The organism is Neorhizobium sp. PAMB6630 (assembly GCF_058242775.1).
Genome location: NZ_CM177836.1, coordinates 1,994,636 through 2,007,272, shown reverse-complemented (window position 1 = coordinate 2,007,272; position 12,637 = coordinate 1,994,636). Strand labels below are relative to the sequence as shown.

Here is a 12,637-nt window from a genome sequence, read left to right as displayed (position 1 = left end):
ATATCGGCATACTCAACAAGGAGCGGCTCTGAGACCGCCCCTTGTTCGTTCAGCAAAATACCGCTTCAGGACTTGGCGACGGCGTCAAACGCCAGCAGCTTTTCCAACAGGCCCTTCAGGCTTTTGAGATGCACCATGTTCGGCCCATCGGAGGGGGCGTTGTCGGGATCTTCATGCGTTTCGATGAAGACACCGGCCACGCCGACGGCAACGGCGGCGCGGGCCAGCGTTTCGACGAATTCCCGCTGTCCGCCGGTCGAGCCGCCCTGCCCGCCCGGCTGCTGCACCGAATGGGTTGCATCGAAAATCACCGGAGCGCCGAGCGACGCCATGATCGGCAGCGAGCGCATGTCGGACACAAGCGTGTTATACCCGAACGACGCCCCGCGCTCGCACAGAAGCACATTGGGATTGTCGCTTTCGGTGAACTTCGCCAGCACGTTCTTCATGTCCCAGGGGGCCAGGAACTGGCCCTTCTTGACGTTGATGACGCGCCCCGTTTTTGCCGCCGCAATTAGAAGATCCGTCTGCCGGCAGAGGAATGCAGGGATCTGCAGGATATCCACCGTCTCAGCCACCACGGCGCATTGTTCTTCCGTGTGAATATCGGTCAGCACCGGAAAGCCGAACTCGGCCTTCAGATCAGAAAAGATCTCCATGGCCGTCTCGAGCCCGATGCCGCGCTTGCCCGCAATCGAGGTGCGGTTCGCCTTGTCGAAAGAGGATTTGTAGACAAGACCGATGCCAAGATCATCGCAGATTTCCTTGACGGCGCCGGCCATCATAAAGGCGTGGTCGCGGCTTTCCATCTGGCAGGGGCCGGCGATCAGCGACAGGCGGCCGGTGTTTGAAAAAACGACGCGGGCCGAACCCTCGCCGACGGATACCTCTGCATTGGCTGTGACGGCCATGATCACTCCTCAAACACGAAAGCAGCGCCCTGACCGGGGGCTGCGGCAACGACGATGCGCGTGCCTCTTTTCTTAAAGGCCACGTCATTAGCAGCAAGGCAATCTGCTGTCACGGCAAGATCCGGTGTGGCAAACACCACCGCGGCACCACAAAGCCCGCCGGCTGACGGGGACAGATCAATGCCGAGTTCGTCCGCAACTCCCTGCCGCGACGACAGCACAACATGTCCATTCGGCGCCTGAAAGACATGACCCGAGGCATCCGTGACGGCTTTGGTTTCCAATACCGTCTCAAGAACCGGCAGCGCAGCGGTCGTATCATCTGCGGCAAGCCACACGCCGCGTAATCCAACGACACCGTTTTGATGCCGCTCCAGATGCGCCCGGTCGGCCGGCAAGGGATTAAGCCGCTCGCAGGCGAACAGGATAAATTCGGGAGATCCGCTTTCGGCGAAGGCCAGCCTGAAGCGCGCGATCACCTCATGTCCGTCCGCCGTCAGCGCCGCCCGGGAAAATTCAAGGATCTCGCCGGCGGAGAGACCCGCTGCGACAAACCGCGCGTGGTCTCCATCGGCATCCGGCGAAGCAACCACCAGACCAGAAAATCCATCGTCCCCGCAGGCGGCACGGAAGGCGAGATCTCGCCCGGTAAACACATTGCCCTCTCCTGCCGTGCGTTCGACAGCAGCACGGTCACGGATCGCCAATGGCTCCAGATACAGACCATCGGAGAGAAACACGCAGGCATTCTGCGTCCCAAACGGATGCTGCGCATCCGGCGCCACGGTGAAGCCGAGCGTCCCCAGCCGCTGGCGCGCCACCGCAAGTGTGCGGACGGGCATGACAATATGATCAAGCGGGCGGGCCATGATTCTCTCCTTGGACGATGCGGGCCGCAGTGTAGCGCCGGATAAGCGCTTGAATATCCCGCACGCTCTCAGCAATCGGTGTTTTATCCCCGGCTTTTGAGGGCTTGCGGAACACATATGGAACATATAGTGTCTGTTCTGGATTTGTTTCCACTTCGAGGTTGTCTTCATGCTCACACGCAAACAGCAGGAACTGCTCCTGTTTATTCACGAACGGATGAAGGAATCCGGTGTACCGCCCTCCTTCGACGAGATGAAGGATGCCCTCGATCTGGCGTCGAAATCAGGCATCCACCGCCTGATTACCGCGCTTGAGGAGCGTGGCTTCATTCGACGGCTGCCGAACCGGGCGCGGGCGCTTGAGGTGATCAAGCTGCCGGAATCCTATTCGCCGCCGGCCCAGCCGCGTCGCGGGTTTTCGCCCAGCGTCATCGAAGGCAGCCTCGGCAAGCCGCCGGCCACACGCCCTGCCCCGCCAGCTCCGGCTGTCGAAGAATATACCGGCTCTGCCACCGTTCCCGTCATGGGACGTATTGCTGCCGGCGTGCCGATTTCGGCTATCCAGAACAATACCCATGCCATCAGCGTGCCGATTGAGATGCTGGGCACCGGCGAGCATTACGCGCTGGAGGTAAAGGGCGATTCAATGATCGAAGCCGGCATCATGGATGGCGACACGGTGATCATCCGCAATGGCAGCACGGCCACGCCCGGTGATATCGTCGTGGCGCTTGTCGATGACGAGGAAGCGACGTTGAAGCGTTTTCGCCGCAAGGGCGCCTCGATTGCGCTTGAAGCGGCGAACCCCGCTTACGAGACCCGCATCTTCGGGCCGGACCGGGTGAAAATTCAGGGCAAGCTCGTCGGTCTCATCCGCCGCTATCACTGAGCAGTTCGACAACCGGTTGCGGCAGCGTCTCGTCAAAGATGCGCTGCCGCCAATCATAGGTTCGGTGGATGCTCCAGGGGCGTTTGTTGCCGATGCTGGCGCCACTCGCCGTCCAGTCAGCGAGGCGGGTGCTGCCAGCAAAGCGGATTTCGAGGGCTCCTGTCTTGCGCAGCGTCGTCAGAGTGAGCATCAGCGCGCCGGAGCGGCAGGTTTCGAATCGGGCACGGGCGGCAATCACCACGTCGGCCGTATCGCAGGCGGTTCCCGCATAACGCGGGTCCTCGATGGTGGCGATTCGCACCTTTTCCAGCGAACGGGCAAAACAGCCGAGACCGGCAATGCAGGTGAATTGACCGGGAGGAGCGCTGGTCAGGGCTTTGTCCATGGCGGTGGCAGCCTCTCGCAACTCCTGTTTGGTCAAGGGCGGATCTGGTGGCTTTCGGGGGGAAACGCCTGTCTCGGTTCGGCCAGAGTTCAAGTGAATCGCGTCAGCGTCTGATGGGCTTGGCTTGTGTCCTTCCTCGGGAACGACCGCGCGGATGTCTGTGGCGATCTCTGTTTCGGGCGTGTCTGCATCGGCTCCCGTCTGGCGGTTGTGTGCTGCATCGACGCCGGGCTGTGCATGGGCGCTCTTGGAGGTGCCGGGGGGCAAGTCTTGCGGTTTTGCCGCAGTGTTACGTCGGGGCATGATCGGCGCAAGCGTCTTGTCGATGATGAGCGCATTCTGCCACTGGCGATAGATGAAATCGGGCGGTGTCCTGCGGTTGGTGGCGGCCGTCTGTCCGTCGATGAGGGCGACGAGGCTTGCATCTTCCGAAACCAGCAGGCTTGGCCGTGCGGCATCGTCAGGCCAGAACGACAAAATGAGTGCCGCGGCCATGACCGGCAGGCCGAGCAGTTTTAGCCGTGTGCGCAGGAGGACCAGAATCAGAAAGCCGAACGAGGCTATGGGCAGGAACCAGCCATGCTGTCGCCCGACCGGGGCGTCTCCTCCCCAACCCGCCACCGTCTCGGCAACGGAGATAACCAGCTCAACGCCAAAACCCATCAGTTTCAGGAACGGCGCCTCCAGCCCGAACGGCATCAGCAGCATGGCAAGCATGCCGAAGGGCATGACGATCAGCGATATGATCGGCATGGCCGCGAGATTGCCGGCAAGGCCATAAGTGGCGACGCGGTGGAAGTGGGAAACAGAGAAGATCGAGGTGGAGAGTGCGCCGATGAGCGAGGTCAGCACCACGCCGGCGACCATGCTGGATAGAGCGGCTGTAGCGGCAAGCAGTGCCGGACGTCGCGCGGCAAGCGGATCATGCGGATCGCCATGGAGGCTCGACCAGGCGGCGTAACCGGCCACAAGTGCGGCCGTTGCGGAAAATGACATCTGGAAACTGGGCCCCAGCACCGCCGAGGGTGTCAGGACCAGGATGACGAGCGCCGAGAGCGCCACATTGTGCAGGCTGATCGACGGACGGTCGAACAGCACCGAGGCCAGCATGATCACCATCATCACATAGGCGCGCTCGGCCGAAACACCGAAACCGGAAATGAGATAATAGGCCGTCACCATGGCCAGCGCGCCGATGGCTGCGATCTTCTTGACGGGAAACCGCTGCGCAAAGCCGGCAAACAGGCTGAACACCATTCGTGCGCCGACAAAAAAGATGCCGGCGGCCAGCGCCATGTTAAGCCCGGAGATCGCCACGATATGCGCAAGCCCCGCGACCCGCAGCGCCTCGATGGTTTTTTCCGAGATGGCGCGGCGCTCGTCGGTGACGATGGCGGCGGCGAAAGCCCCGGCATCGCCGGGAACCACGGCGCGGATGCGGGTTCCGATCTCGCTTCGCAGTTCAAACAGCTTGCCAAGGATGCGGGTCGACCAGTTTTCATGCGTGCCGATGCCGACCTTTTGCGGCGCCCCATAGAAAAAGCCGACAGCGCCGATGCCTTGAAAATAGGCAGAAAACGCAAAATCAGCGAGCCCGGGCAGAGCCGGTCCGGAAGGTGGGGAAAGCCGTGCCCTGCCGGCAATCCGCGTGCCCGTCTCAAAGGCTTCGTGTGCAGTGCGGGAAAGCAGAACGGCGCGTTCCGGCGGACGGGCATGACGGGGTCAGCGGTTGTCAAAATGCGCACCGTATAACGCCAGCGCCCGCCGGCTGCCGCCTCGCGTTTTTCCACGAGACCTTCAATCTGCGTGGTCACCGGCGTGTCGAGGATCGTTGTTCGATTGCGCAGGCTTTCGATCTGCGCAAGGCCCGCCCCCGCGCAGATCAATCCTGGCATCATGAATGCAAGGGAAAAGGCGCGGCGCCCGGCACGGCCCAGCACGAAGGCGGTCATGATCAGCGGCAGCGCAGAGAGGCCAAAACCTGCGGGCGGCGGACCCGCAAGAGAGAGCCAGACAATCGCGCCAAGCCCTATAAATACGGGGACGAGGAGAAAAAGACGGCCATGCGCCTCCTCCTCCGCGACAAGGTTTGCGAGCTTTTGGCGCCAGCCAGGATGTTCACTTTCCCGTGCGTCGAGAAACCTGTCATCGAGGTCGCGGTTATCCTCGGCAAGGCGTGCGGGCAGTTGCTGGGAAATGGCTGCGGGTAACCTAAGGCCGCGCGAAAACGCCATCGCCTCACGCGATGATTCGCCTGGCGAGACGTCCACCTCAGCCACACATCCTCCCGGGAGAAAGCATCATTCCCTTTAACCGAAAGACAACCTGCACCTGTTTAACTCAACCGGTCAATCGCAGCATTATGCCTCGGTTGACCGCCCGCCTTGATTGGATCGATTTAATCGCGCCAAACTGCCAAAATGTGGTCTTGCCAGGCCGCGAAGCCGCTTTATCGCCGTGGCTTTCGCGCTGCACAATTACCCGCCTCAAGTGCTTGGCAGCACGCTTTAGATCATATAGCTACTTTCAGAGGCTTCACTCATCTGGCGCGTTTCGCGCCATTCCGCCCATCGGAGGATCAGTATGACGGACACAAGCGCACATCTGGGATTGGGAGATAAAACGGTCGACCTGCAGGTCAAGAAGGGCACGATCGGGCCTGATGTGATCGACATCGGCGCACTCTACAAGAACACCGGCGCCTTCACCTACGACCCGGGTTTCACCTCGACCGCATCCTGCGAATCCAAGATCACCTTCATCGATGGCGACGAAGGCATTCTCTTGCATCGCGGTTACCCGATCGAGCAGCTCGCCGAACACGGCGACTTCCTGGAAACCTGCTATCTGCTGCTTTACGGCGAACTGCCGACGGCTGCCCAGAAGAAGGATTTCGATCACCGCGTCACGCATCACACCATGGTGCATGAGCAGATGAGCCGCTTCTTCACCGGCTTCCGCCGCGACGCCCACCCGATGGCTGTCATGGTCGGCACGGTTGGCGCACTTTCGGCCTTCTATCACGATTCCACCGACATCACCGATCCGCACCAGCGCATGGTCGCGTCGCTGCGCATGATCGCCAAGATGCCGACGATCGCTGCGATGGCCTATAAGTACCATATCGGCCAGCCTTTCGTTTATCCGCAGAACAATCTCGATTACGCCTCGAATTTCCTGCGCATGTGTTTTGCCGTGCCGTGTGAAGAGTACAAGGTGAACCCGGTTCTGGCGCGCGCCATGGACCGCATCTTCATCCTGCATGCGGATCACGAGCAGAACGCCTCCACCTCGACGGTGCGTCTGGCCGGTTCGTCGGGCGCAAACCCGTTTGCCTGCATCGCAGCCGGCATTGCCTGCCTCTGGGGCCCGGCTCATGGCGGCGCCAACGAAGCCGCCCTCAACATGCTGATGGAAATCGGCACGCCGGACCGTATTCCGGAATACATTGCCCGCGCCAAGGACAAGAACGATCCGTTCCGCCTGATGGGCTTTGGCCACCGCGTCTACAAGAACTACGATCCTCGCGCCAAGATCATGCAGAAGACGACGCATGAAGTGCTGAACGAGCTTGGCCACAAGGACGACCCGCTGCTGCAGGTTGCCATGGAGCTGGAAAAGATCGCGCTCACCGATAGCTACTTTGTCGAAAAGAAGCTCTATCCGAATATCGACTTCTATTCGGGCATCACGCTGAAGGCGATGGGCTTCCCCACCACCATGTTCACGGTTCTCTTCGCGCTTGCCCGCACCGTCGGCTGGATTGCCCAGTGGGCCGAAATGATCGAAGATCCGCAGCAGCGCATCGGCCGCCCGCGTCAGCTGTACACGGGCGCTGCCCAGCGCGATTACGTGCCGGTCTCCAAGCGCTAAGACGCGTTTCGGACAGAGATCATGCCATCAAAGCCCGCGAGTTTTTCGCGGGTTTTTTCGTATCCGGATGATTCTCTCGTCCGGCCCGGCTATCGTGCCCTCACTCTTTGCGGGTCACGCAAGAGATTGGAGGAAGACCATGGATTTCATGAAGCTGCTGAAGTCTCTTGAAGAGCTGCTTTACGAGGTGGTCTCCTGGCTCGTCTTCTATCCGCTGACCATGTGGCGTTCGCTCGTCACGCCGCTTGACATGATGCGCTACGCCGATGAGGAACTGGCAGACCGGCCGCAGAACCAGTATGACGATACGCTAAGCCCACCGCTTTTCCTGCTGCTGACGCTCCTGTTGGCCCAGACAATTTCCCACGCCATTCCGTCTCTCTACGATGATTCGACGCTTCCGCCGATTTTGTCATCCACTGCCAATCTGCTGATCGCCCGCGGGGTGATCTTCAGCGTCTTGCCGCTCGTCATGGCCGTTACGCTGGTGAGACGCAAGAAAGTCCGGTTGACGCGGGCAACACTGCGGCCACCGTTCTACAGCCAATGTTATGTGGCGGCGCTGTTCGTTCTGGTGGCCGGTATCGGTCTTGATCTCATGCTCATCCCGCACCAGTCGGGGCTCGTCACCGGCGCCGTTCTCTTTGCCCTGGCGATTTTCTGGTATGGACAGGCTCAGGTGCGATGGTTCAAGCAAGACCTGCACATCACCACGGCTGCGGGTGTCGGCTTGTTTGTCGGCCGTTTCCTGATCGGCGTTCTCGTGATCCTTGCGGTCGCATTGGCGATCGGATGGAGCTTGAAAAGTTGGAAATGACGGCGCTGCGCTGGAAGCGTTCAACAGGCGCCTGACACGAGACTACGCGCTAAAAGTTCGACAGTTGCCGTGACGCGGCCGGCAAAAGAGGCAGTCTGATGGCGAAGACGACAGCGGAGATTATCATTGCCCTCGAGCGCAGTCTGCATCGAGCGGACGTCCGAACCGACCCGCGCGAGGTCGCAGGTCTTCTCGCCGAAAATTTCATCGAATTCGGCAGTTCGGGACGGATCTTCGACAAACAGATGACGGTGGCGGCTCTTGCTGCGGAAGACCCGACGGATGGTGGATCGCCGTTACAGGCACAGGACTTTGCCGTGCAGGAACTCGGCGTCGATGTCGTGCTGGTCACTTATCGGATCAACCGACTGGCGACGCAGGCGCAGGCGGCGCGCCAAACCCTCAGAAGTTCAATCTGGAAGCGGATCGATAACCGCTGGCAGATGGTGTTTCATCAGGGAACAATTGTTCCAGACGCATGACCGCGCCGCGCCAGAACCTCCAGCACCAGGCCGGCTCCGGCCTCTCCCGGGGGGGCGCTGGTGGAAAGCCGATCCCACACGATGGCAAAACCTGCCAGCATGGCGCGGCGTTGATGCGTGTCGGATGACAGGCATTCGGCCCAGCGGCAGAGATAACCGGGGCGCACCATGTCGTTGATATGTTCGGGAATGACCGGCTGGTCGGCAATCAGGTTCGGCAGGGCTGCCGACCAGACCTTGATGCGCTTGGCCATCATCCGGATCAGGAAATCTCCTTTGTAGATGGAGACGGTCGGCACGCCGCAAAGCGCCAGTTCCAGCGTCACGGTGCCCGAGGCGGCAATGGCTGCATCGGCGCTGGCAAATGCGGCCCATTTTTCACTGGCGCCGACGGTGATGTCCGGTTTCACCTCCCAGTCCTGCACAAGGCTTTCCACCAGCGCCTTCTGGCGCGGCACGGTGGGCAGCACGAAGCGCATGGCTTCGTTGCGGGCGGCCAGAAGGTCTACGGTTTCTTTCAGCGCCGGCATCAGCGCGCGGATTTCCGTGGAGCGGGACCCGGGCAGCAGAAGCACGGTTTTTTGCCCGCTTTCGGTGCTCTCCAGACCACGCAGACGGCGCCGTTCGCGCACAGACATGACGTTAGCATCTGCCGTCAGGCGATGGCCGATGAAATCCGTTTTCGGGCCGCCCAGCCGCCGCATGGCTTCCGGCTCGAAGGGCAGCACGGCGAGCACCTGATCGACATAGGCGAGCATCTGCGTGGCGCGGTATTCCTTCCATGCCCAGACACTCGGGCAGACGTAATCCACCACGGGCAGGTCCGGCAGAGCCTTTCGCACGCGCTTGGCCACCCGATGGGTGAAATCCGGGCTGTCGATGATCAGGAGCACATCGGGTTTGGCCGCGATGATGGCATCGGCGGCCTGACCCAGGCGCTTTATCATCAGCGGCAGGCGTTTCAGCACCTGCGTCAGGCCCATGATCGACAGATCGGAAAAATCGAAGATCGAGGTCAGCCCCTCGGCTTCCAGCGCATCGCCGCCGACGCCGACCAGTTCGACCGGGCCTTGATAGGCGCGCTTCAGATGGGCGATCAGGTCACCGCCGAGGAGATCGCCGGAGACTTCGCCGGCCACCACGGCCACTTTCAGTGTTCGCATGCTCATCTCACTCCCTGCCCCGGCAGACCCGCATCGATGCCGCAGACAAAAACGCCGGCCTCATCGGCAAGTGACAGCATCTCGGTCTTGTCGAGCACCAGCGCCCGTCCCGCCTCCACAGCAATGCCGGCAAGGCCAGCGACAATGATCGAACGGATCGTCGAGGGGCCGATGGTCGGCAGGTCTGCGCGCACATCCTGCTGCGGTTTGCAGAGTTTGACCAGCACGCCGCGCCGACGCGCCGAGATGCGGCCCTCCGCGCGCAGTTCCGCCACCCGCTGCAACATGCGGTCGGTGCCTTCGACACCTTCCAGCGCCACGATACGCCCGCCGACGCTGACGGCGCCCTGCCCGACATCCAACTGCCCCAGCAGCCGTGCAGCGGTGGATGCGGTCAGGATATCCCGCTCGTCATCGGCGGCCGGTCGATGGCGCCCCATCACGCCGGTCGCGGCAAGAAGTGCCGGCACGATGTCATGCACGCCGACCACCTGGCAGCCCATGCCTTCAAACAGACGGATCACCATCTGCAGCACGGTATCGTCGCCACCGGATAGGAGCGTTTTTACCACATGCGGCACCTGGATGAAGGTGCGCCAAGTCGGGTGAATATCGCGCCATTCCGGGCGTCGGCGCACGGCGCCGGACATCACGATGCGCAACACGCCTTTTTCACGCACCAGCTTTTCGATGCGCGCGAGATCACCCACGCCGGCAATGGCGTGGTCGAAGGGAGAAAAGTCTCGGTCAATTTCGTTCTTGAGGCAGATGACAAAAGGCTCGTCCCCGGCAGCACGCGCAGCTTCTGCCACGTAGAGCGGCAAAAAACCGCCGCCGGCGATGATGGCAAGCCGTCCCGCCCGGTCTCGAACGGGAACCGGCGCCACCGCCTCAGGCCTTGCCGCGATGCGGCGAGGAAATCGCCCGGTCACTGTCTGCACCGATGAAATCGATGATTTCAAGCGCTTCCTTGCAATCGAGATAGTCGTCGCGAAGGGCAGCGGCTTTGGCACGGATGGAGCCTTCGCCTTCAAAGATATCCTTGAAGGCGCGGCGCACACGGTGAATGACTGCACGGTCGATGCCGGCGCGCGTCATGCCGACGACATTCAGCCCGCCGAGCAGCCCCGGATTGCCGTTCAGCATGCCATAGGGAATAACGTCGTAGTTGACCGCCGAGAGACCACCGACAAAAGCCTGGCGGCCGATACGGCTGAACTGGTGGACCGCAGCGCCGCCACCGAGGATCACGCGGTCTTCCACCTTCACATGGCCGGCCAGCATGACATTGTTCGACATGATGATGTGGTTGCCGAGCTGGCAATCATGCGCCACGTGGGAATTGGCGAGAAACAGGCAGTTGTTGCCGACGACGGTCGTACCGCCGCCATCCACCGTGCCGGTGTTCACGGTGACACCTTCGCGCATGGTGCAGTTCTCACCAACGAACAGTGTGGTTTCCTCGCCGGCGTGATGCACGCTCTGCGGATCGCCACCGATCACTGCCATCGGGAAGATGCGGCTGCCACGGCCAATCTGGGTGCGACCAGTGACGACCGCATGCGAGACAAGCTCGACATTGTCGCCCAGCACCACTTTCGGGCCAACCTGGCAGAACGGGCCGACGGTAACGTTTTCACCAATCACCGCGCCGTCTTCGACAACGGCCATCGGGTGAATGCGGGCACTGGCGGCAATCGTGCTCATGCCGCGTCCTTCGGACGGATCATCGCGCCGATATCGGCTTCGGCAACCAGAACGCCATCCACCTTGGCATCGCAGTGGAATTTCCAGATATTGCCGCGCTGCTTCTGCTTGACGACATGGAATTCAACGCGATCACCCGGCACAACGGGCTTGCGGAAACGGGCATTGTCAATCGTCATGAAGTAAACGAGATTGCCGGTTTCGCCCTGCTTGCGGGCACAGATGGCGCCGGCTGTCTGGGCCATCGCCTCGATCAAAAGCACGCCGGGCATGATCGGCCGTTCGGGAAAATGACCGACAAAATGCGGCTCGTTTGCCGTTACATTCTTGATGCCGATCGCGCTCATGTCACCATCGATCTCGATGATGCGGTCAACCAGCAGGAACGGATACCGGTGAGGCAGCAGCTTCATGATCTCCATGATATCCACGGAGTCGAGCACCACCTGTTCCTGATCAGCCATTCCTTTCTCCTCTTTTTTTTGCGCGCTCGTCCGAGCGCGTCATGATCTCGGCGAGGTCCCGCAGGAAATCGGGCATAGGACGGGCCGGAATGCCGCCATACCGCGCACCTGCGGGGATGGACGCCACCACGCCACTCATTGCCGCGATCTGCACACCATCGCCGATCGTGATATGGCCGTTAACGCCGGACGCACCGCCAATCTGCACGCCGTCGCCGATTTTTGTCGAGCCCGCTATACCAGTACCACTGGCGATGGCGCAATGGCGGCCGATCTTTACGTTGTGGGCAATCTGGACCTGATTGTCGATCTTCGTGCCTTCGCCGATGACCGTATCGTCCATTGCACCGCGATCAACCGTGGTATTGGCGCCAAGCTCGACATTGTCCTGGATGATGACGCGGCCGACCTGCACCATTTTCAGCATGCCGGCGGGACCAGGCGCAAAACCGAAACCATCCTGACCGACGCGCGCGCCGTTATGGATGATGACGCCATTGCCAATGAGCGCGCAGATGACGGAAGCACCGGCGGCAATCGAGCAATCGCGCCCGATGCGTACATCCGCGCCGATCACAGCCCCGGCACAAATGCGTGTGCCGGCGCCGATTTCGGCATTTGCACCCACCACCGCCATCGGCTCGACCGTCACCCCGTCTTCCAGCCGTGCCGTCGGATCGACATAGGCAGCCGGCGAAATGCCGTTGCCCGAGACGGTGGCCGGAGAATGCATTGCTTTTGGATGCAAAAGCGCACCGGCGCGCGCAAAGGCCGCATGCGGCTTTGGCGTCAGAAGAACCGGAATATGCGCGGGAATAACAGACCGCAGCGCCTCATCGCAGAGGATGGCAGACGCCTTGCAGGTTTCCAGCTCGGAGCGGTACTTGCGGGAAAGGATATAACAGACATCGCCTTCGCGGGCGCGCGCCACAGGCGAAACGGAGCGGACAAGCCGCCCCGCCTGGCTCTGATCCAGAAGTTCCGCCCCAAGATGCTTTGCCAGGTCACCCAGGCTTACGCCATCATGCGGCGGAAAGAAGTCGTTCTTGTCCATCAGCCATTGCTCCAGAACAGTTT

General features: G+C 61.3%; 12 protein-coding genes. 4 read left to right on the top strand and 8 right to left on the bottom strand.

Annotated features, from left to right (window positions below):
- Positions 1 to 65 precede the first annotated feature (65 nt).
- Together kdsA and AC4CWF_RS09435 are read right to left on the bottom strand one after the other, a co-directional pair.
- Positions 66 to 911, bottom strand: a complete 846-nt coding sequence (gene kdsA / locus AC4CWF_RS09440; RefSeq protein WP_491281436.1) for a 3-deoxy-8-phosphooctulonate synthase — start codon at positions 909 to 911, stop codon at positions 66 to 68.
- 2 nt (positions 912 to 913) lie between these two features.
- Positions 914 to 1,780: a VOC family protein gene (locus tag AC4CWF_RS09435; RefSeq protein WP_491281435.1), complete on the bottom strand. Its 867-nt coding sequence runs from the start codon at positions 1,778 to 1,780 to the stop codon at positions 914 to 916.
- 169 nt (positions 1,781 to 1,949) lie between these two features.
- Here AC4CWF_RS09435 and lexA point away from each other — a divergent pair, with 169 nt between their 5' ends.
- Complete coding sequence (lexA, locus tag AC4CWF_RS09430; protein WP_491281434.1) at positions 1,950 to 2,669, top strand: transcriptional repressor LexA; 720 nt, start codon at positions 1,950 to 1,952, stop codon at positions 2,667 to 2,669.
- On the opposite strand, the gene AC4CWF_RS09425 is transcribed toward lexA, so the two are convergent.
- Complete coding sequence (locus AC4CWF_RS09425) at positions 2,650 to 4,482, bottom strand: ComEC/Rec2 family competence protein (protein ID WP_491281433.1); 1,833 nt, start codon at positions 4,480 to 4,482, stop codon at positions 2,650 to 2,652. The two genes, lexA and AC4CWF_RS09425, sit on opposite strands and share 20 nt — an antisense overlap.
- 1,155 nt (positions 4,483 to 5,637) lie before the next feature.
- Here AC4CWF_RS09425 and gltA point away from each other — a divergent pair.
- The 3 genes from gltA to AC4CWF_RS09410 all read left to right on the top strand — a co-directional run bounded on the left by gltA (position 5,638) and on the right by AC4CWF_RS09410 (position 8,226).
- Entirely contained in the window at positions 5,638 to 6,927 is a 1,290-nt protein-coding gene (gene gltA / locus AC4CWF_RS09420) for a citrate synthase (protein WP_491281432.1), read from the top strand.
- A gap of 139 nt (positions 6,928 to 7,066) precedes the next feature.
- Entirely contained in the window at positions 7,067 to 7,744 is a 678-nt protein-coding gene (locus AC4CWF_RS09415; RefSeq protein ID WP_491281431.1) for a permease, read from the top strand.
- A 98-nt stretch (positions 7,745 to 7,842) separates the two neighbouring features.
- Positions 7,843 to 8,226, top strand: a complete 384-nt coding sequence (locus tag AC4CWF_RS09410) for a nuclear transport factor 2 family protein (protein WP_491281430.1) — start codon at positions 7,843 to 7,845, stop codon at positions 8,224 to 8,226.
- Here the strand turns inward: AC4CWF_RS09410 and lpxB are convergent.
- From lpxB to lpxD, 5 genes are read right to left on the bottom strand one after another with little or no spacing between them, the layout of a single operon-like run.
- Positions 8,199 to 9,395 carry a lipid-A-disaccharide synthase gene (gene lpxB / locus AC4CWF_RS09405; protein WP_491281429.1) on the bottom strand — a complete coding sequence of 399 codons (1,197 nt, stop codon included), beginning with the start codon at positions 9,393 to 9,395 and terminating at the stop codon, positions 8,199 to 8,201. The two genes, AC4CWF_RS09410 and lpxB, sit on opposite strands and share 28 nt — an antisense overlap.
- Entirely contained in the window at positions 9,392 to 10,276 is an 885-nt protein-coding gene (locus AC4CWF_RS09400; RefSeq protein WP_491285325.1) for an LpxI family protein, read from the bottom strand. Before AC4CWF_RS09400 ends, lpxB begins: the two co-directional genes overlap by 4 nt.
- Positions 10,277 to 10,280: 4 nt before the next feature.
- Positions 10,281 to 11,096 carry an acyl-ACP--UDP-N-acetylglucosamine O-acyltransferase gene (gene lpxA / locus AC4CWF_RS09395; protein WP_491281428.1) on the bottom strand — a complete coding sequence of 272 codons (816 nt, stop codon included), beginning with the start codon at positions 11,094 to 11,096 and terminating at the stop codon, positions 10,281 to 10,283.
- The gene (gene fabZ, locus AC4CWF_RS09390; protein ID WP_491281427.1) at positions 11,093 to 11,560 is read right to left on the bottom strand and encodes a 3-hydroxyacyl-ACP dehydratase FabZ; all 468 of its coding nucleotides are present in this window, start codon (positions 11,558 to 11,560) and stop codon (positions 11,093 to 11,095) included. The genes lpxA and fabZ overlap by 4 nt, the downstream gene beginning before the upstream one ends.
- Positions 11,553 to 12,614, bottom strand: coding sequence for a UDP-3-O-(3-hydroxymyristoyl)glucosamine N-acyltransferase (gene lpxD / locus AC4CWF_RS09385; protein ID WP_491281426.1), 1,062 nt, complete (start codon positions 12,612 to 12,614; stop codon positions 11,553 to 11,555). The genes fabZ and lpxD overlap by 8 nt, the downstream gene beginning before the upstream one ends.
- Positions 12,615 to 12,637: the final 23 nt, after the last annotated feature.